The organism is Paenibacillus konkukensis (assembly GCF_023523925.1).
Taxonomy (GTDB): domain Bacteria; phylum Bacillota; class Bacilli; order Paenibacillales; family NBRC-103111; genus Paenibacillus_S; species Paenibacillus_S doosanensis.
Window position 1 is genome coordinate 2,958,673 of record NZ_CP027059.1, and the last position, 19,286, is coordinate 2,977,958.

At 51.7% G+C, this 19,286-nt stretch carries 16 protein-coding genes and 2 riboswitches; of the genes, 4 read left to right on the plus strand and 12 right to left on the minus strand.

Features of this window, described 5'->3' with window-relative positions:
* Positions 1–332 precede the first annotated feature (332 nt).
* Complete coding sequence (locus SK3146_RS12645; RefSeq protein ID WP_249866279.1) at positions 333–1,829, plus strand: helix-turn-helix domain-containing protein; 1,497 nt, start codon at positions 333–335, stop codon at positions 1,827–1,829.
* A 137-nt stretch (positions 1,830–1,966) separates the two neighbouring features.
* Here SK3146_RS12645 and ilvN read toward each other — a convergent pair whose 3' ends face one another.
* On the minus strand, positions 1,967–2,503 hold the full coding sequence (gene ilvN, locus SK3146_RS12650) for an acetolactate synthase small subunit (RefSeq protein ID WP_249865376.1): 537 nt from the start codon (positions 2,501–2,503) through the stop codon (positions 1,967–1,969).
* Positions 2,490–4,478 (minus strand): biosynthetic-type acetolactate synthase large subunit, encoded by a 1,989-nt coding sequence (ilvB, locus tag SK3146_RS12655; RefSeq protein ID WP_249865377.1) that lies wholly within the window; start codon positions 4,476–4,478, stop codon positions 2,490–2,492. Before ilvB ends, ilvN begins: the two co-directional genes overlap by 14 nt.
* 1,430 nt (positions 4,479–5,908) lie before the next feature.
* Between ilvB and ssuE the strand changes: the two genes are divergently transcribed.
* The 3 genes from ssuE to SK3146_RS12670 all read left to right on the plus strand — a co-directional run bounded on the left by ssuE (position 5,909) and on the right by SK3146_RS12670 (position 8,274).
* Entirely contained in the window at positions 5,909–6,466 is a 558-nt protein-coding gene (gene ssuE / locus SK3146_RS12660) for an NADPH-dependent FMN reductase (RefSeq protein WP_249865378.1), read from the plus strand.
* A gap of 129 nt (positions 6,467–6,595) precedes the next feature.
* Positions 6,596–6,680, plus strand: a riboswitch (ZMP/ZTP riboswitch).
* 89 nt (positions 6,681–6,769) lie between these two features.
* Entirely contained in the window at positions 6,770–7,633 is an 864-nt protein-coding gene (locus SK3146_RS12665; RefSeq protein WP_249865379.1) for a bifunctional 5,10-methylenetetrahydrofolate dehydrogenase/5,10-methenyltetrahydrofolate cyclohydrolase, read from the plus strand.
* Positions 7,633–8,274 (plus strand): cyclodeaminase/cyclohydrolase family protein, encoded by a 642-nt coding sequence (locus SK3146_RS12670; RefSeq protein WP_434006894.1) that lies wholly within the window; start codon positions 7,633–7,635, stop codon positions 8,272–8,274. The genes SK3146_RS12665 and SK3146_RS12670 overlap by 1 nt, the downstream gene beginning before the upstream one ends.
* A gap of 144 nt (positions 8,275–8,418) precedes the next feature.
* Here SK3146_RS12670 and SK3146_RS12675 read toward each other — a convergent pair whose 3' ends face one another.
* The 10 genes from SK3146_RS12675 to SK3146_RS12720 all read right to left on the minus strand — a co-directional run bounded on the left by SK3146_RS12675 (position 8,419) and on the right by SK3146_RS12720 (position 18,965).
* Positions 8,419–8,586: a hypothetical protein gene (locus tag SK3146_RS12675; RefSeq protein WP_249865381.1), complete on the minus strand. Its 168-nt coding sequence runs from the start codon at positions 8,584–8,586 to the stop codon at positions 8,419–8,421.
* A 107-nt stretch (positions 8,587–8,693) separates the two neighbouring features.
* Positions 8,694–8,843: riboswitch (cyclic di-AMP (ydaO/yuaA leader) on the minus strand.
* A gap of 230 nt (positions 8,844–9,073) precedes the next feature.
* Positions 9,074–10,552 carry an S-layer homology domain-containing protein gene (locus SK3146_RS12680; RefSeq protein WP_249865382.1) on the minus strand — a complete coding sequence of 493 codons (1,479 nt, stop codon included), beginning with the start codon at positions 10,550–10,552 and terminating at the stop codon, positions 9,074–9,076.
* A 30-nt stretch (positions 10,553–10,582) separates the two neighbouring features.
* Positions 10,583–11,818, minus strand: coding sequence for an amidohydrolase (locus SK3146_RS12685; protein WP_249865383.1), 1,236 nt, complete (start codon positions 11,816–11,818; stop codon positions 10,583–10,585).
* 20 nt (positions 11,819–11,838) lie between these two features.
* Positions 11,839–13,077, minus strand: coding sequence for an amidohydrolase family protein (locus SK3146_RS12690; RefSeq protein WP_249865384.1), 1,239 nt, complete (start codon positions 13,075–13,077; stop codon positions 11,839–11,841).
* 4 nt (positions 13,078–13,081) lie between these two features.
* Positions 13,082–13,672 carry an ankyrin repeat domain-containing protein gene (locus tag SK3146_RS12695; RefSeq protein ID WP_249866280.1) on the minus strand — a complete coding sequence of 197 codons (591 nt, stop codon included), beginning with the start codon at positions 13,670–13,672 and terminating at the stop codon, positions 13,082–13,084.
* Positions 13,673–13,965: 293 nt separating this feature from the next.
* On the minus strand, positions 13,966–14,787 hold the full coding sequence (locus SK3146_RS12700) for a glycerophosphodiester phosphodiesterase (RefSeq protein WP_249865385.1): 822 nt from the start codon (positions 14,785–14,787) through the stop codon (positions 13,966–13,968).
* A gap of 19 nt (positions 14,788–14,806) precedes the next feature.
* Positions 14,807–16,120 (minus strand): ABC transporter substrate-binding protein, encoded by a 1,314-nt coding sequence (locus SK3146_RS12705; protein WP_249865386.1) that lies wholly within the window; start codon positions 16,118–16,120, stop codon positions 14,807–14,809.
* Positions 16,121–16,173: 53 nt separating this feature from the next.
* Entirely contained in the window at positions 16,174–16,941 is a 768-nt protein-coding gene (locus tag SK3146_RS12710) for a carbohydrate ABC transporter permease (RefSeq protein WP_434006895.1), read from the minus strand.
* A 100-nt stretch (positions 16,942–17,041) separates the two neighbouring features.
* Positions 17,042–17,920, minus strand: coding sequence for a carbohydrate ABC transporter permease (locus SK3146_RS12715; protein WP_249865388.1), 879 nt, complete (start codon positions 17,918–17,920; stop codon positions 17,042–17,044).
* Complete coding sequence (locus SK3146_RS12720) at positions 17,913–18,965, minus strand: ABC transporter ATP-binding protein (protein WP_249865389.1); 1,053 nt, start codon at positions 18,963–18,965, stop codon at positions 17,913–17,915. The genes SK3146_RS12715 and SK3146_RS12720 overlap by 8 nt, the downstream gene beginning before the upstream one ends.
* Positions 18,966–19,286: the final 321 nt, after the last annotated feature.

A 19,286-nucleotide genomic window follows, 5' to 3' on the forward strand; every position in this document is an offset into this window, starting at 1 on the left:
GTATTGACGTTTTGACGACCTGAACGTAATTGAGGCATGGATAGAAAAATACGGAGAAAATGAATCATGGACAGCTTGTTTTTCCGTGATATAATATCGAACAAACCTCAGCATTTACGCTGAGTGCCTTGCTGGAAGCATTCGGAATTATTCTGTGCAGTGAAGTCTTGTACGCTTGCTGCTGCTGCAAGATAAGGGGAGGATAGCATGTATCGTTTATTGATCGTAGATGATGAAGTTCATGCAGCGCATGGTATTGAATCCGGAATTAACTGGGGAAGCTCGGCTTCGCCTATGTCCATGTCGCCTACAACATTCGTCAAGCCAAAGAAATTTTCTCGCATCACAACGTCGATATGATGATCTGCGATATAGAAATGCCTCAAGGCAACGGCCTGGAATTACTGAGATGGGTACGGGAGCATTATCCGGCTACCGGAGCGCTCTTCCTGACATGCCATGCCGAATTTGATTACGCCAAGCAAGCTATGCAGCTCGGAAGTCTCGATTACTTACTGAAGCCGGTACGCTATGAAGAACTGGAGGCTACAATCGATAAAGCGCTGCAAGACATCGTCGCGGAGCGTGAAAAGCAGAAGTTTACCGAGACGCTGCAGCATTACTATGAGCTGTGGTCCATGCACCATCCGCTGCTCATCGAGCGTTTCTGGCTTGATCTGGTCCGTCAGAGCGTTCCATCCGATAAGGAACAAATCCGCCAAATGATGATCAAGATGCAAATTCCGTATGATACGTCCATGTCGTTCATTCCTATTGTTATTGCGGTTCAAGAATGGCATAAGCCTTTATCGGCGCGTGAAATCAAAATTATGGAGTATGCGTTAAACAACGCCATGGAGCATACTCTCAAATCAAAGGAGCTGCAAGGCCAAGTCATCCAGCTAAACGAAGGCATCTTGCTGGTCGTTCTCCCCGTCTTCTCTGCAGAAGACCAGAATCCGCTGCCGGCTGTCGATGCGTGCCATCACTTCATTCTCTCTTGCAATCAATACTTTTATTGCGATTTGTCTTGCTATATCGGCGAAGCCGTGTCGGTCGACGAGGTTCGTCACATGGTAGAAGCTCTGATCCAAATGGATGCCGATAATGTAACCCTCGTCAATCAGGTACTGCAGCTTCATGAACGGGCGGAGACACACAGGATGGTTGACATTCGGGATCTGGAGCATTGGCTGGAATGGCTGAAGCTGGGGAATAAGTCGGAGCTGCTGGCGGCGATCGAGCGGTATATGGAGACGTTAAAGCGAGACGGTTGCGATGCCAGAATGCTTCAAGAATTTTATCAGGTGTTTCTGCAGATGATTCATCATACGCTTCAATTGAAAGGCTTGCTCGCCAATCGTATTTTCTCTGACAGCCTGTCGCTTGAGCGGGCGCAAACGGCAGCGCGTTCCGTCAGCCATCTGCGGGACTGGGCCTGTTATGTCGCGGAGACCGCTATCGATCATATCCGTTCCGCTCAGGAATCCCATACCGTCGTCGATCGGGTCAAAAGGTTCATTGCCGAGCATATCGATCAAGATTTGTCTCGCGACGACATTGCCGAGCATGTGTTCTTAAACCCGGACTACTTGACCCGCATATTCAAGAAAGAAACCGGAGTCTCCGTATCGGATTACCTGCTTGAAGCACGTTTCAATTATGCCAAGCAGCTGCTTGTCCAAACGGATGAACCGGTCAGCGTTATTGCCGCTACGATAGGATATACTAATTTTTCCCATTTTTCGAAAATGTTCAAAAGAGTCTCCGGCCTGAACCCTCAAGATTACCGCAAGCAGTATCAGCAAATATGGTCAGAAAAAAAATAACGGAGCGCCCCCTTCTCCGTAAACATCCAAGGATTGCTTTTTTTCGATAGAAAGCCGCCCCGGCCTTCTCCCGGCTTCATAAACAAAGGCGGGAGAGGAACCGACCGGCAGTCAAGGCCGGGGCATTCCGTGCAGGATTAGCTTAGGGCGTACAGCTTGTCAGCGGAAGCCTCCGCTTGTTCTCCCCGGATCATTGCCGTAGAGCCGGTTCTCGCTATCTCCAATACACCGTACGGTTGAAGAAGCATGACGAAGGCTTCGATCTTTTCGGATTCGCCGACCGCCTGCACAATAACGGAATTAGGCCCGATATCGATGACGGAAGCACGAAACGTCTCTACGACACCGAAAATCTCAGGGCGCAAGGCAGGCTCGGCCTTCACTTTAATCAGAGCGATTTCTCTGGACACGCTGGAGCCGGAGTTTAGATCGGTGATAGCAATAACGTCGATCAGCTTATTGAGCTGCTTTTGAACCTGTTCCAAAGTTGCCTCGTCTCCGGTCGTAACCAGGGTCATTCGCGATAATCCGGCCTGTTCGCTGCCGCCGACCGTGATGCTCTCAATATTAAAGCCGCGGCGGCCGAAGAGGCCGCATACCCGCTGAAGCACCCCAGGCTGGTCATTCACCAATACAGAGATCGTATAGCTGCGTATGTTTTTATCGTTTGTCATTTTCGATATCCCCCATAACCATTTGATCTAACGTCATCCCGCTGAACACCATCGGATATACATTTTCTTCCTTCGGAACAACGAATTCGATCAGCACAGGACCGTCCGTCTCCAGCGCCTCCTGCCAAACCGCGTATGCCTCCGCTTTATTGCGTGCCCGCAGCCCTTTGATTCCGTAGGCTTCAGCCAGCTTCACGAAGTCGGGGCTGCCGGCCAGATCGATATGGCTGAACCGCTGTTCGTGAATCAGCTCCTGCCATTGCTTCACCATCCCCAGAACCTGATTGTTGATAACGACAATTTTGACCGGAATCTTATGGATGGCGCAAATGGCCATCTCTTGGGCGCACATCTGCATCCCTCCGTCCCCGTTAATGGAGATGACCAATCGGCCGGGATTCCCTACTTGTGCTCCGATAGCTGACGGAAATCCGAAGCCCATCGTTCCAAGGCCGCCTGAAGTAATCAGGGAACGGGGTTGATTGAACCGGTAAAACTGGCCTACCCACATCTGGTGCTGTCCAACGTCCGTTGTCACGATCGCTTCGCCGCGCGTCGTCTCCTGCAGCATTTCAATGACGAATTGAGGCTTAAGCTCCGTATCGGAATCTTCATAGTTAAGCGGGTGCTTGCTCATATTAGCCTGAATCGTTGCAATCCATGCCTTGGAATCCGCCTGCTGCGCCTTCGTATTGGCGTACTGCAGAACCGCCTTGATGTCACCTACGCAGGCGATATCGGTCTTGATATTCTTGCCGATCTCAGCGGGATCAATATCGATATGCGCGATTTGCCGCGCCTTCGGTGCGAAGCCCTCTAATTTCATGGTGAGACGGTCATCGAACCGGGAGCCGATGGAGATGATGAGATCGGCATTCTGAATAGCCGTGTTCGCCGTATACGTCCCATGCATACCCGCCATGCCCATCCACAGCTCGTGACCGCTCGGAAAACCGCCGTGACCGAGCAGTGTCGTCGTTACCGGAATTTGCGTCCGGTTGACGAATTCTATCAGCTCCTCCGATGCGCCGGAGTATACGACGCCGCCTCCCGCGATGATTACAGGCCGCTCCGACTCCCGTACAGCTTGAACGAGCCTGTCGATCTGATCCGGCTCTATCCGCGACTCCGGCTTATACCCGCGAATGTCGAGTTGAAGGGGCCGCTTATAAATCAGCTGATGATTCGATACGTCCTTCGGAATATCGATAAGCACCGGCCCTTTCCTCCCTGTGCTTGCAATGTGAAAAGCTTCGCGGATGATGCGCGGCAGTTCCGTAACATCCCGCACCAAATAGCTGTGCTTCGTAATCGGCATCGTAATGCTCACAATATCCGCTTCCTGAAAAGCGTCCGTACCCATGACCGTAGTCGGAACATTGCCTGTTATAATAACGAGCGGCACGGAATCCATATACGCCGTAGCGATGCCGGTGACCAGATTCGTCGCCCCCGGGCCTGAAGTAGCTATACAAACGCCGACCTTGCCGGTCGAGCGGGCATACCCGTCGGCCGCATGAATAGCCCCCTGTTCGTGGCGGGTCAAAATATGCTTAAATTCCGGGTTGCCGACCATCGCATCGTAAATATACAGTACGTTGCCGCCGGGATAGCCGAAGACGCATTCGACGCCCTCCAGCAGCAGCCCGCGCAGCAAAGCCTCGGACCCGGTGACCAGATCTCCCTCCTGAACCTGATAGGGAGGATGAGGCAAGCGTCCGTCAAGTTCAGCCGCGTGATGCTGCGCCGCTGAATTCGGCTGAGCTGCTGCCCGTTCGGCTTGAACTGCATTTTCGCGGGCCGGCTCCGTTCGATGAGTGTCCGCTCGATTCGTGTCCGGTCCGCCGATTTCTGTCCGGTTCGGTTCGAATCGTTTGCTCTCAGTTCGTCTTGCCCCTGCTCTGCCTGTTTCCGCTGCGCCGGAATGGGTCCGGAACGGCGCTGTTTGAATCGGATCTGTTTGGATAGGTTCCATAAGTAGGTGCCTCCTCATAAAATAAAAATCCCCTCTCATCTCAAGCCGGCGCATAATAGCCGTACTTTAGGGACGAAAGGGGTTATTTTCCGCGGTACCACCCTGATTCGCCACTCGTCTCGCGACGGCGGCCTTACGAGGTAAGGAAGCTCCTTACCTGCGGCACGATAACGTGTGCTATTCCGTTCGGGACTACTCGCCTACCGGACCGATGAACAGCCGACCGACAGGCTTTCGAGCGAAAGCTCCGAGATGACAACGCGCTAACGGATTACGGCAAAGGTTTCAGCTTTCCCTCTGCTCTCTGGGCATAAGTGCCGCTGCGCTTATTCTCTTCATCGCTTTTTTCATTTAAAATTGAGCCAGAAAAACATCAAACCCCCTCCATCCTGCTGCCGGCATAGCTACGCCGGACATAGGGACGAAAGGGGTTATTTTCGCGGTACCACCCTGGTTCACCGCTCATCTCGCGACGGCGGTCTCATGAGGTAAGGTCACTCCTTACCTACAGCACGATAACGTGTGCTACTGACGTTCGGGACTACTCGCCTACCGGACCGATGAACAGCCGACCGACAGGTTTTCGAGCGAAAGCTCCGAGATGACAATGCGCTAACGGATTATGGCAAAGGTTTCAGCTTTCCCCCTGCTCTCTGGGCATAAGTGCCGCTGCGCTTATTCTCTTCATCGCTTTTATAAGTTTAAAAACTGAGCTTAGGAAAACAGTAAACCCCTTCCATCCTGACGACGGCATATTCATGCCGTACATAGGGACGAAAGGGGTCAATTTCGCGGTACCACCCTGATTCACCGCTCATCTTGCGATAGCGGTCTCATGAGGTAAGGATGCTCCTTACCTACAGCACGATAACGTGTGCTATTCCGTTCGGGACTACTTGCCCATCCGGCTGATATACAGCCGACCGACAGGCTTTCGAGCGAAAGCTCGGAGATGACGGCACGTTAGCGGATTACGGCAAAGGTTTCAGCTTTCCCCCTGCTCTCTGGACATAAGAGCCGCTGCGTGGATTCTCTTCATCGCTTATTGAACATTCTGAATATTTCTATATTATCACAAAGTTTAAAAATGTAAACTCTCTACAAACAATATTTTTCGTAAGGAACGTAAATCTTCTGCTCACAGCATAAAACCAATAATTCTTATCTATTTTATCAACTTTCTTCTTGACGCCTATTGTGGAGCAATGCTACGATTTACGTAACATTCGTAAAGCCTCCTTTATCGCATCCGATTTTTCAAGAAAAAACAGGCTGCAAGCCGAACCCGAGTCGGAGGAGTCATAAGTAAGTCGACCAGACGACTGGAGACTCCCCCTTGTAAGGGCCGGAGTCTTTTTTGCGCTGCGCGGGAACGATTAATCCGGCCGGATTCCATGTTTCCAAACCATATTTTTAGGAGAGTGAAACTTATGTCCAAAGTAACCGTCATTTCCGGCAGCCCGTCAGCAAGCTCCCGCTTGAATGGAGTGCTGCAAGCCGTTCAGACCCATTTGAACGCCGCTTCCCTCGATATCGCCACAATCGACGTGCGCAATCTGCCGCCGGAGGATCTGATCTATACGAATTTCGAAAGCCCGGCGATCGTCGCCGCCAATCAAAGCGTCGCCGAAGCGGATGCGGTTATCGTCGCTACGCCGATCTATAAGGCATCTTATACCGGTGTGATCAAAACCTTCCTCGATTTGATTCCGCAAAAAGGTCTGGAAGGCAAAGTCATTTTTCCCGTCGCCATCGGCGGCACAATCGCTCATCTGCTCGCTCTGGAATATGCGCTCAAACCCGTTCTTGCTGCGTTAGGCGCCAGAACCCAGCTCGCCGGCGTGTTTGCTTTGGATTCCCAGGTTAAGCGCAACGAAGACGGCTCTTTCGAGCTTGCGGAAGAGCTGGAGCAGCGTTTGGCGGCAGCGGCCCGGGAATTCATCCGGGAGATCGAGCTTCGCTTGGCATCCCGCAACGCAGCGCTCTGATCGCAGCGAAAACAGCGCCGGCCGTCGCCGGTCCGGCGATCCGCAGCCGCAATAAAGCGATTAAGCATCATTTTCGAATATTTTGCCCACTTCCCATCCCCGCTGCAATTTGTTACACTTACATATAAATAGGTTGTATGTGACTGGCGATGAAAGTGGAATCAACCACAAGGGAGCATACAATAGGAACGTGCCGTTCGCCTGGGAAAAGTATTTCAATAGCTGCGTCTTCGATGCGGTTATTGGAATGCTTTTTTTGTTTTCTCCGCTCATTACGATATTCAAGTACAGGAGGTATTCGAAATGACTGTTATGATGAAAGCAAAAGAAGCGGCCGATCTCGTATACGAAGCGGTCCGCACCCGCGTCGAGCAGCTGAACGGCAAGGGAGTTCGGCCGCAGCTCGCCGCTCTGCTGGTCGACGGAGATCCGGCCTCGGCCTACTATGCCCAGGCCAAACGGAAAGTCGCCGACAAGCTGGGAGTACAGTTCCAGCTGCACACCTTCGATAAAAACGTAAGCGAGAAGCAAGTCCTCGATCTCATCGACCGCCTAAATAAGGACCCGGAGGTGCACGGAATGATGCTGGAGCTGCCGCTGCCCGATCACCTCAATACACCAGCAATCGTCAAATCCGTCTCTCCCGCTAAAGATATCGACGGTATCACGCCGGATAACAAGCTGGCTACAATAACCGGCGAGATCGGGCTGTATCCCGCTACCCCGCAGGCTTGTATCCGGCTGCTCAAGCATTACGGCTACCGTCTCGCAGGAAAGCACGTCGTGCTTGTCGGACGCGGCCAAACGGTAGGCCTCCCCTTGTTCCATATGCTGCAGCGGGAGCAAGCGACCGTTACGGTATGCCACTCCCGCACGCCGGACATCGGGGCGCATCTGCGGCATGCCGATATTGCGTTCGTCGCCGTCGGCCGTCCCGAAACCGTTAACCGGCATCTGGTTCATTCCGAATTGGTCGTTATCGACGCCGGAATCAATGAAGGGGACAACGGCCGCATGATCGGCGATGTAGCTCAGGACGTGGCGGAGCATGTCGCTGCCATCACGCCGGTGCCGGGCGGGGTAGGCACCTTAACGACCGCTCTGCTTTTTGAAAACTTGCTCAAAGCCGTCGACATTCAGCTTCAGGCAAGAGGAGGGGAACTATGATGAGCGCAATATCATGGGACCAATCGATTCGCAGCTTTATTCAGCAGACGGGCAGTTCCAAGCCTACGCCCGGCGGCGGAAGCGTAGCCGCTCTGGTTGCCGCGTTGGGCGCTTCTATGACCTCTATGGTCGGCAATCTCTCAACGGGAGAAAAGTTCGCAGAGCATGAGCCGTTAATGACAGATGTTCTTCAAAAAATGACAGACTTAAGCAGCGTCTGCGAACAACTGCTCGCCGACGATATTCGCTCCTTCGATACGTATATGGAGGCTCTCAAGCTTCCCAAAAGCACGGATGAAGAAAAACGGCTGCGGCAGCAGACGATCGGCCAAGCGACGGCGGCGGCGGTCGAAGTGCCGCTTCGCCTTATGGACGTCTGCAGCCAGGCGATGCAGCACACTTGCAGCATTGCCGAAGCCTGCAACAAGAACGTTATCTCCGATCTGGGCATCGGAGCGATTCTGTTTGAAGCGGCGGCGCAATCCGCTCTGCTTACCGTAGATATTAACCTCGCGTCGATGAAGGACAGCGATGCCAAGCATGGGTACGCGGAACAAGCCGCCAGATGCATGCAGCATATTCAAAACGCTAGGAGCGAAGTGCTGGAGACAGTACGGCGCAGAATCCGGGGACAATCTTAATCACGGAAACTTGTCCTAGTCAACAACAAAAAAGGATCACCTCTCTCCCAAGCGGCTTGGCTTCGGCAGATCAGGCGATCCTTCTCTTATGCATAAAACTAGCGTTTCATTTCATCAAAGAACGTGCGAAGGGCAAGACTTCCATCAATCCGGTACGATAAAATAATCCTTACCGTACAAGTGGACGACTTCTTTACTCTCTGCCTTGTTCGAGCTGCGTCTGGCAAGCGATTGAATATATTCATAGGCAGCCTTCTGATCCAGCTCGTTCAATCCATCCAACAAATGCAGCAGCTTTTCTTTGTAGACCATGTGAAATCCTCCTCTCAAATTGTACAACAGTTGAGGCGGGAAGACTTTTTTTGCTTGGAGGGTGCACGAAAAGCACAAGGGTAGACCTTGTGCTTTAATAAGCAAATCTATCCTTCCCACTCCGCTTACGAGGTTAGCTGTCGGATTCGGGCAGTGAGAATTCGCCCTACAACATGCAGTTGACTGCACATTGATTCACCCCATGATACTTGGGTCCCCCGTTTTTCTTAAAAAAGAAAACTCAGCGACATTAACTACTATTTAGTTATACCTTATTTTAACTCGATTTGAAACGCATTGTAAAGTCCAATTTATTTCCAGCTCGCTTCCTCTGCGCAACGAGACTGTCCCGGCATTATCTCCCAAAATAGCAAAAAGACGTGCCCGGAAGCTCCGAATAGCACGCCTTTCTTATTTCATTGATTCAGCTCCGCTTAAAATGCGGCCCGTTCAGCGTTGTCTCCTGCCGCTTGAAGCGACGTTATTCTCACGCCTTCAGCCCTACTTCGGACGATACGGCCCAATCGCCAACCGGAACGACGGTATACGAGGCCCCTTTGGCCAGCTTGCCGTCCTGCGTCAGATCGAATATTCCCGTTGCGCCTTTGCGGCTCGAATATTTATACGTTGCGGTCAGCTTATGGCCGTCGGCATCGGTCAATTCCACACTGCGTCCGGAGAACAGCTCGTCCTGCGGGTCCTCGGACAAAGTAACGGCGATCGAGGTTTCGCTGATAGCCTCAGCCTTGGCGATTTCCAGCGGAGCAATCTCCTTGGCTGTAAATGTCGGGCTCGCCATCTGCGCCCAATCCGAGGTTACGGTATATTTCGTTCCCGGCTGCAGCGTCTGGCCTTCAGGCAAGCGGAATTTAGGCTCTTGCTTACCGTCCGTCGATTGGGTGAACGGAACATACCTCGCTACGATCGGCTGTCCGCCTTCCGGCGTGATCGTGACTTCTCTTGCCTGACCGGAGGAAATGATCTGGTAAGTGCGGCCGTCTGCGCTGTTGTTTTCATCCAGCACGAACGCATCGGCTCCGCGGCCGGCGCTGTAAGCGGAGATGACATATCCGTAGTCTACGACTCCGTTCGTCTTGAGTGCTTCCAATTCGAACGTATCGCCGGTAACCTGCCTTGCCTCGGTCATGTCCAGCTTCTGGGCGCTGCCGGTAAACGTCCCGGCCTCCTTGCCTTTATACGTCAACGTATATGTCGTATCCGGCTTTTGAACGGAGGTCGGCACGATATAAGTGGCGACCGATCCCGTTTTGAGCCGCGGCAGGTTGGTTAACGCAAGCCCGTCGTTAAAGGCGAAATCTTCTTTCGCTTTGGCGAACAGTTCATTTTCGGCCGTTAACGGGGCGTCGAAGGTGACGATCAGCGTAATGGCGTTCAGCGAGCGAACGCTCGTTATTTGGGCGTCGGCCGAAGGGATCGCTTGACGCGCGATATTCAACAGATATGCCGCCTCGCCGCGGGTGACAGAATGATCGGCCGAACCGAAGCTCTCCGACCAGTAATTCACGGATTTTGCGTCGCGGCTTAGCGCCTTGGACACGATCTGCACCAGCTCCGTGCCGGTCACGGTTTGTCCCGGATGGAATTGGCCGTCTTCCGACGGCATCAGGTTTTGCGCTGCCGTCTCGGCGGCGTAGCTGTAATACCAGTCGTCTTGAGTTACATCCGCGAAGCCCGATCCTTGTCCCGCCTTGCCTTGCAGAGCAAACGTCAAGACGAGCAGCTTCGCCAGCTCGGCGCGATTGATTGGCGTTTCGGCCCGCAACGAACCGTCTTCGTAGCCTTGCATAACGCGGAGCTCCTGAAGCTTATTCACCGCTTGCTGGATGTCTTGCTCGGACAGCGCCGCTGCGGCAGCTTGCGCTTGCGGTACGTGAAGTGGAAGCGATGCCGTTCCCAGGACGGCGGACAGCATTAAGGCTGTCAATGCAGCAGATGTTTTTTTCATGGATGAGTCCTCCTCTTGGATAGTTCCTGATTAGATAGTCCCCGATTGGATAGAGCCCGAAACGACGGTACCTTTAAATAAAGCAGCCGCTCGTTTCGATCTTCTTGCAACGGCTTCGGCAGAGCATGAAGCTTCCACCAGTACGATGCTCGCTTCGTCTCCTACTTTCGGCCAAACCTGATTGCCTTCATCGTCAAGCGGCGTCTTGCCGCCGGTAATGAAATAAAGCGTCTGCGCCAGCGACCGTTCGTCGACCCATTTGGATATTTGCGCCAAACGGCCTGCTCGTTCCAAAATATCTCCGTTTCCGAAGGGCGACCATACATCGAAAATATTATCGCAGCCGACGGCCACCTCTACCCCCTTTCCGCGCAGCAAGCCTACGGGAGGGAACATTCGGCCCATCGGCACGCTCGTAATGACGGCGACGCCCGCATCGGCCAGAATGTCCCCCATGGCTTCCGCCTCGGACGGTGAAATTTCACCGAGTCCGAAGGCGTGACTAACCGCAACCTTGCCTTGGAGGCCGGCTTCTTTGGTCAGCCAGGCCAATCTTTTGATGGTAAAAACCCCCAGGTGGTCAGGATCATGCAGATGCAGGTCGATGCCTGCGTTCCCTTCTACCGCAAGCTCTACCATTGCCTGCAAGGACGCTTCGATATCGCCGTCCACCATGGCCGGGTCGACGCCGCCTACCAGACTTGCGCCCTCGCGAAGCGCTTCCTTTACTAAAGATTGGGCCTTCGTGCGCAATAATCCGTGCTGCGCAAATGCGACGATCTCGTACGTCAGCTTTCCCTCGAACGTTTGCAGCGCCTGCCGCACGGCATGCAGATGGTTCAGTCCGGCCTCCGGAAAAATATCCACATGGGTGCGCACATGCGTCACTCCGGCTTGCAAATATATTTCCAGCAGCCTTTCCGCGCGTTCTTGCATCGTCGTCCGCAGTGAAGGAATCACTTCCTTCTCGATCTCAAACCGTTCGAAGATATTCGCTGCCGGCGTTACCGCACGCCAGCGGTCGCCCAGCATCGTTTTATCCAAGTGGCAATGCTTCTCTACAAAAGAAGGCAGCGCCAGCCGCCGCCGCGCGTCCTTGCGAGGCAGCCCGTCCGTAATGACGGTATCGGAAGGCGCGATCTGCGCGATATTCCCGTCCCGGATCAACAGATGAAAGCATCCCGTATTCGTGCCTGCAATGACGCCCTGCTCAACCTGATAGCCCGTTTCCAGCAAAACATTGGTTAACCAAAATGCGGAACTCATATAAACATCCTCCTTCTTGCTTATTTCATGGTCGCAAGCGATCCGGCCGCCAACTTGCCTTGAAATACGACAACGGCTCTGTCCGCTCTCCTTGCCACCGCTTCGGCCGAGCAGCTTGCGTCGACGAGAACGAAATCGGCGGCGTCGCCCGCGCACGGCCACAGCCGCTTGCCCGCTCCGTCCAAAGGGGTGACGCCCCCCGTAATAAAGCCAAGCGCTTGTCCGAGCGAGCGCTCGTCGCTTAAGCCGAATCGTTCCGCTAACGCCCCGGCTTTTTCCAAGCTGTCTCCTTTGCCGAAAGGCGACCAGTGATCCGTGATGCTGTCATCGCCGAGGGACACTTGCACTCCCTGCTCCCGCAATAAAGGGATCGGAATCGTTCTGCCCGGCGGAACGGACGAGGTTACCGCAATGCCCCGCAGCGCGAGCGATTGCGCGACCTCCTTCGCTTCCTCAGGCGAGACGTCGGCCAATGCCAAAGCATGGCTGATGGTGACTCTTCCCTGCCAGCCGGCTTCCTCCGTCAGCGCGGCGAGCCGCCGGAACGTAAAGATGCCGAGATGGCCAGGATCATGAATATGAAGATCAATATCCGCATCGGCTTCGACCGCAAGCTCCATAACCGCGTGTAAAGACGCTTCTATATTTCCGTCGACGGTTGCCGGATCGACGCCGCCGACCAGCGAAGCTCCGCTTCGCAGCGCTTCTCTCACGAGCGGGACGGAGCGGCTGCGCAGCAATCCGTGCTGCGGAAAGGCGACAATTTCGACAGACGCTTTATCCGTGTAGGCTTCCGCCGCCCGCATCGTAGCCTCCAGATTGCGCAGCCCGATCACAGGATCGATATTGCAATGCGCGCGAATGCGCGTCGTGCCTGAGCGGATCAGCAATTCCAGCAATCGTTTGGCTCTTTCTTCAGCGACAGGCAGCAGGCGCGGAAGAAGCTCGCGCTCTTCCTCAAGCCTCGTCCATATCCCCTTAGCAGGAATCGTCGGCGCCCTCCAAGGGCCCCCGTAATACGTTTTATCGAGATGAATATGCATATCCCGAAACGACGGAAGCATTAAGCGGCCGTTGGCGTCCCGCTGGAGCAAATCCGTCTGCGGAGGCGCAGCGTCAGCTGACACGATCTCGTGAATGCTCCCGTTCCCGATGCGAAGATGAACCAGCTCCGTATTCGTGCCCGTAACCGCGCCGTTCTCATAGCGGAAGCCGGCTTCCAATCGCACATTCATTAACCAGTAGCTATGCTCCGTCATCGTTCTATGCCCCCGCCTTTTGCAGGATCGCCGCAATTTCCCGGAAGCCCCGGTTCTGCGCATGTTCCAGCGGCGTGATCCCGTCCCTGTCTCCGAGCTTCACATCGGCTCCATGGTCGACCAGCAGCCGTACGATGCTCTGATGCCGCTCTCCGCCGCTGCCCAAAATAACCGCTTCCAGCAAGGCCGTCCAATGCAGGTTGTTGATATGATTGACGTCGATGTCGGAATGGGCCAGCAGTTCTTGCACCACCTCGACGTGACCGCGTTCCGAAGCCGGGATCAGCGCCGTTCCCCCGAACCGGTTCGTCAGCCTGGTATCCGCCCCGGCGGCAATCGCCAGCTTGACGATATCCAGATAGCCTTCGGCTCCGGCATACAAGAGCACATTGTTTAAGCTGCTGTCGCGAAGATTAATATCGGCGCCATGGCCGATCAACGCTTTGACCGTATCCGCCTTATTGTTGTAAGCTGCCGCCATGACGGCCGTTCTGCCGCGTTCGTCCGTGGCGTTGATGTCGGCTCCTTCCTGGAGCAGCTTTAATACGTTATCCGTATCTCCTGTCTCTGCCGATACAATCAACGATTGATTCAATGCATTCACCTTCCCTTTGTCAGCTTGCGCTTCTTCCATGACTCTCTGAGAATATCCGGGGTCCGTGTGGCACGCAGCCAGCAGAACAACCAATAGGAGCGTCAAAAGCCGATTCACCGCCATCCCTCCTCGCTGCCCCGTTTCTATTCCTAATGCTAACATGAAGATCGATGAACGAAAAATATATATAAAATTAGTTTTACTAAGGTTTTTCATATACCAAAAAGAGGCAAGGATTTTGCCCCTGCCCCTCGTACATACCCAATCCATTTGGGAATGACTAGCTATTCCGTTTATCTATTGAAATAACGATCAATCGTTTCCACAAACACTTTCGGTTCGTCGACGGCAAACCGCCGAATCCCCATATCCAGAAGCTCGAACATGGAGTCCTGATCGAAGTGAAACGGCAATACTTCCAGTTCCAATCCGGCTTCGTTCACATGCGTAAGCGCCTCCTGCAAAAACTCGCGCTGCAGCCTGTATCTCCATCCTCCATCCGCCCGGTCATCGACCAAATGAATTTGCACGATGTCCAGGGAGTCGAACCCGGTTTCCCGCGTCTCTTGAAATCTGAAATCAACCGTTTGATCGGAAATCCATTGCATCGTGCGCACCTCGGGCGCTAGCCGTTTAACCGTCTTGCAGTTCTCATGATCGCAGTGGCAAAAAATAATTTGTCGTCCAATTCCATATTCCTTAATAAGCAATGCCATTTGTTCCAAGTCGACCTCTTTGAAATCCAGATACAGCTCACGCTCAGGGTATTGAGCTAACACGGAGAAGATTTGAGCAAGCGAGGGGACCCTCTCCCCCCTATACGGTTCGCTGAATTTGATCCCCGCGTCCCATTGTTGAACCTCGTCAAACGTACATTCCGAAATCGGCCGATCCCGCTGCGATTCAGGTGCGTCGGTTGTTCGCTTCGGCGTTGCATCATGCATACCGATAATAACGCCGTCGGCAGTTTGCCTAATATCGAGTTCCGGAATGCCGCCCAGCTCCCAGGCATATCGCATGGCCGCCAATGTGTTCTCAGGCACCTCGGTATTTGTGCTTTGATGGGCTTGCCAGTGAACCTTTTGATTTGCTCCTTTACGATCCGCTGTCATCATGAAAGTCCGCTCCTCACGTTTATTTCGCCAGAATTCTATCGGTTTCTTTCTTAAAGGTCGACAATGTTGATTGTATATCTTTACTATCATACATAATCGCTTCGGTTGCCGACAAGAATTCCTTATTTACCTCAGGCCAAGCAACATCCTTGTTCGTATCCACCGCATATTGAAGCTGATCGTAAGCAACTTTACGGTTAGGCTCCTTCGCCCATAATTCTTTAATTTCTTTAGATTCGACCATAGCTTTTGTAAACGGCAAGTATCCGGATTGCAAAATGAACTGCAGGCCTCCCTGCGGGTCCGTCTCCACCCAGCGCATAAACTCCCAAGCCGCTTTTTTATCGGCGGCAGACGACAGCATAGCTATATTGGCTCCCCCGGTCGGATTAGCGAATACTTTGTCCTTAGGCAAGAATGCGGTTACATAATCGAATTTAACGATACCGCTGAAGCTGCCGATGTTGCCTGTCGATTGATAGAAAATACCTACTTTACCATCAATGAACATCTGATTGGTAATCTCGCCGGAATCTTTGGCAGGAGGATAGTATAACGCACCTGTGCTTTGAAGATCCTTCAAAAATTTGAACGTTCTCAGTCCGACCCCGTTATCTACAAAGTCAACCGTTTTCTTATCATCGCTGAAGAACTTTCCTCCGGCTTGACTAATCATCGCCAAAGGATACCAAGTATCATACGGCATCGTCATACCATAGCGTTTGTATTGCCCATTTTCTTTGACGACCAGCGCTTCGGATACTTTCTGCAATTCATCCCAAGTCGTCGGAATGGCAAGTCCCTTCTCGTCGAGCAAGGTTTTATTAATATGCATGATCGGAGTCGAACGATTTAACGGAAGGGATACCAGCTTTTTATTAAAGGTCGAATGTCCCATAAATCCGGGTATGAAAAAATCCTCGCTCAAATTGGAGCCTTTGAGATACGGGTTCAGATCTTCGAGCACATCCGCATCTGCAAAAAACTCAACGTAAGCACGCTCCAGCATCGTAATATCCGGTCCTTTTTTGGCGGCAATAGATTGCTGCAGCTTGGTTACAGTTTCATCATAGCTGCCTTGGAAAGTACCGACAACCTCAATATCTTTGTGGCTCTCATTGAAGCGTTGGATTAAGCTATCCATGTACTCCCCGTTCTTCCCACCTAAGGAGTGCCAGAACTGAACGGTCGTCTTTCCCGTCTTAGCGGACTCCGACGTTTTTGCCGTTTCAGCCGGATTGGATTCATTCGCTTGCTGCGTACCTCCGGAGCAGCCTGCCAACAGGCTCAGTACTAGCGGTGCTGTCATCATGACACTTAACTTATTGCTCATTTTTGAAATTCCTCCCGTTTCGTCTCGTATTTGGGTTAAATAGAAAGCGACCGTTACTTAATACCAGAGTAAACAAACGCTTTAACGATTTGCTTGGAGCAGAACAAATACACAATAAGAATAGGAACAACCAAAACGACGTTACCCGCCATAATGATATTCCAATTGCTGATCCCTTCGGTCATCCGCAGCATCGCGATACCGATCGTCAGCGGTCTGATTGAGGCCGTATCCGTCATAATAAGCGGCCAAAAATAATCGTTCCAATGAGTGACAAAGCTGAACAACGCAATGGTTGCAAGCGCCGATTTCGACATCGGGATCATAATGCTCCAAACAATCTTAAACTCACTGGCATTATCCAGCTTGGCCGCTTCGATGATTTCTTCAGGAATTTGCATAAAATATTGACGCAGCAGAAAAATCCCGAAAGCATTGGTCATAAACGGAATGATTTGCGGAAGCAGCGTTTTGCCGATCCCCCAATCCGCCATCATTAAATAAATCGGAATAAAGGTTACCTGGCCGGGAATCATAAAAGCCAGCAAAACAAAGCCGAATAACAGATGCCGTCCGGCAAATTTATATTTGGCAAACGCATACGCCGCCGGTATCATAACAATCATTTGAATAACAATGATGGAAACCGTTATAATCACGGAGTTTCTTCCGTACGTCAAGAAAGGTCCTGCTTTCATCGCATCCGCAAAATTGATCCATTGGGGCCATTCCGGTATGATTGTGGGCGGAAACGCCATCGTTTCCTCAAAGGTCTGAAGCGAGGTTGAAATCATCCATAGAAACGGGACGATAAATATCATTAATACGGCCGCTTTCAGGATAATCTCCAATACCGACTTCAAGGAACTGAATTCATAAGTCTTCAAGTAGGGATTCTCCTTTTTTGTTGGTTATCGTGCTTTATTGATAATGCACCTTTTTGGATAACACCCGGAAGTATACAAAGGTTAAAATTCCGATGATAGCCATAAGAATCACACCCGTCGCTGCCGAATAACCAATATTCGTTGTGCGGTATTCGTAAATGTAATATACAAGCGTGCTGGTTGCGTTATTAGGACCGCCGCCCGTCATGACCTGCACCGTATCAAACACTTTAAAAGAGCCGATCGTCATAATAATCAGGATGAAAAACAGCTGCGGCGAAATCAGCGGAATCGTAATCTTGTAAAATACCTTGAATTTGCTGGCATTATCCAGCGCAGCGGCTTCATAAATGGTAGGCGGTATGCTTTGCAGCGCAGCCACAATAATGAGCGTATAATAACCGATGTTATGCCACACCGAAACGATAATAACCGAAATAAGCGCCGTCTTCGAGCTTTGCAGCCACTGGGAGGGCGGTAACCCTACAGCCTTCAGTATGTAGTTAAGCAAGCCTTGACTGGGCTCCATCAGCCATAGCCATACAAGCGCAATCGAGACGATCGAAATGATATGCGGCGTAAAAATACCTGCCTGCACAAATGCGTTAAACCGCTTTTGCTTGCTAAGCCACAACGCCATTAACAAGGAAAGCAGCATGGTGAGCACGACGACGCCGACCGTATAAAGCGCCGTATTTGTCAGTGCCTGATAAAAATCTTCCCTGCTAAAGATTTGCATGAAATTGTCAAACCCGACAAATTTGCTCCTTGCTTTATTTAGCAGGTTGTATTTGTAAAAGCTTAAATAAATCAAATAAAGGATAGGATAAATAACAAATAAGCAGATGCCGATCATCGCCGGAACAATCAACAAGTACGGGCGGATTTTTTCCAAAACGGTTTTCTTATCCATGCTTTTGTCCCCTCAGCGCCTCCAAATACGTACGGAAGCCGCTATCGCTCTCTTGAAGCCGGTTTTCATCCGCCCCGAAGAAAAACAGCTTGGACGCCTCAACGCCTAAATAAACCTCTTGATCTACGTTAAACCGGTCCTCGATGCATTTGATCATAAAGGAGTGGCTGCCGGTTTTCACCTGGTACAACGTTTCCGACCCAAGCATTTCTCTAGTTGCGATCACGCCCCGCGTACAATAATGGACATCGGCGGGAGTTAGAGATAATACCGCGCTCTCCGGACGGAACCCGAATTTCACTCCGTTTGTACCCAGTTCTCCGACATTCATCGGCGGAACGCCGATAAATTGTGCGGCGAACAAATTGTTAGGCTGACGGTAAATGACATCGGGCGGCGCCTCTTGTTGAATCAAGCCTTGATTCATTAAAACGATCGTATCCGCCATGGACATCGCTTCCACTTGATCGTGCGTTACATAAACGAAGGTAGTGCCAAGCTTTTTGTGCAGCTCGATCAATTCGATACGCATCTGCGCCCGGAGCTTGGCATCCAGGTTGGAGAGCGGCTCGTCCATCAGAAACACCGACGGCTTCTTCACCATGGCGCGCGCCAATGCGACGCGCTGGCGTTGTCCGCCGGATAAAGTCGACGGTTTGCGGTCAAGGTAGTTGTTCAAACCGACCGTAGCGCTGATGCTTTCCACGAGCCTTGTTCTTTCTTCCTTGCCCACCTTATTGTTTTTGAGTCCGAACTCAATATTTTCCCTAACAGACATCGTAGGGTAAATGGCATAGTTTTGGAATACCATGGCTACTCCTCTTTGACCGGGTGCAATTCGCGTGACATCTTTTCCGTTTATAAGCACCGAACCGGAGGTCTGAGGATCAATTCCGGCAATCATACGAAGAAGCGTCGTTTTCCCGCAGCCTGACGGACCGACCAGAACCGTAAACTTCCCGTCTTCAATTTTTAAATCCAAGTCTTTGATCACATCGTGCTTGTCAAACGACTTGGTTACCTTCACGAACTCTATGGATGCCAAGAGAAATCCCTCTCCTTTTACAACAATTCAAGCCAGCCAAGGAGCTGGCTGTGATTTGATTTTCTTTTTTCGAGCCCGATTTGGATTAACGCCCGATACGCCTTTAGACTCTTCCTGGAAACTCCCTTTTACAATTGCAAAGCTTCAACACCTATTCAAGTTCACCTCCTGATATTCACGAAGCTAAAATACCGGCTAACCCCATTTATGAATGCGCATACAATAAAGGCTCTAACCGAAATCATGATGCCTTCTCATGCTGCAAGCATCGGTTAAAGCTAAGATCATGTTATTATTTTAGTTCAATTGTTTTTATTTGTA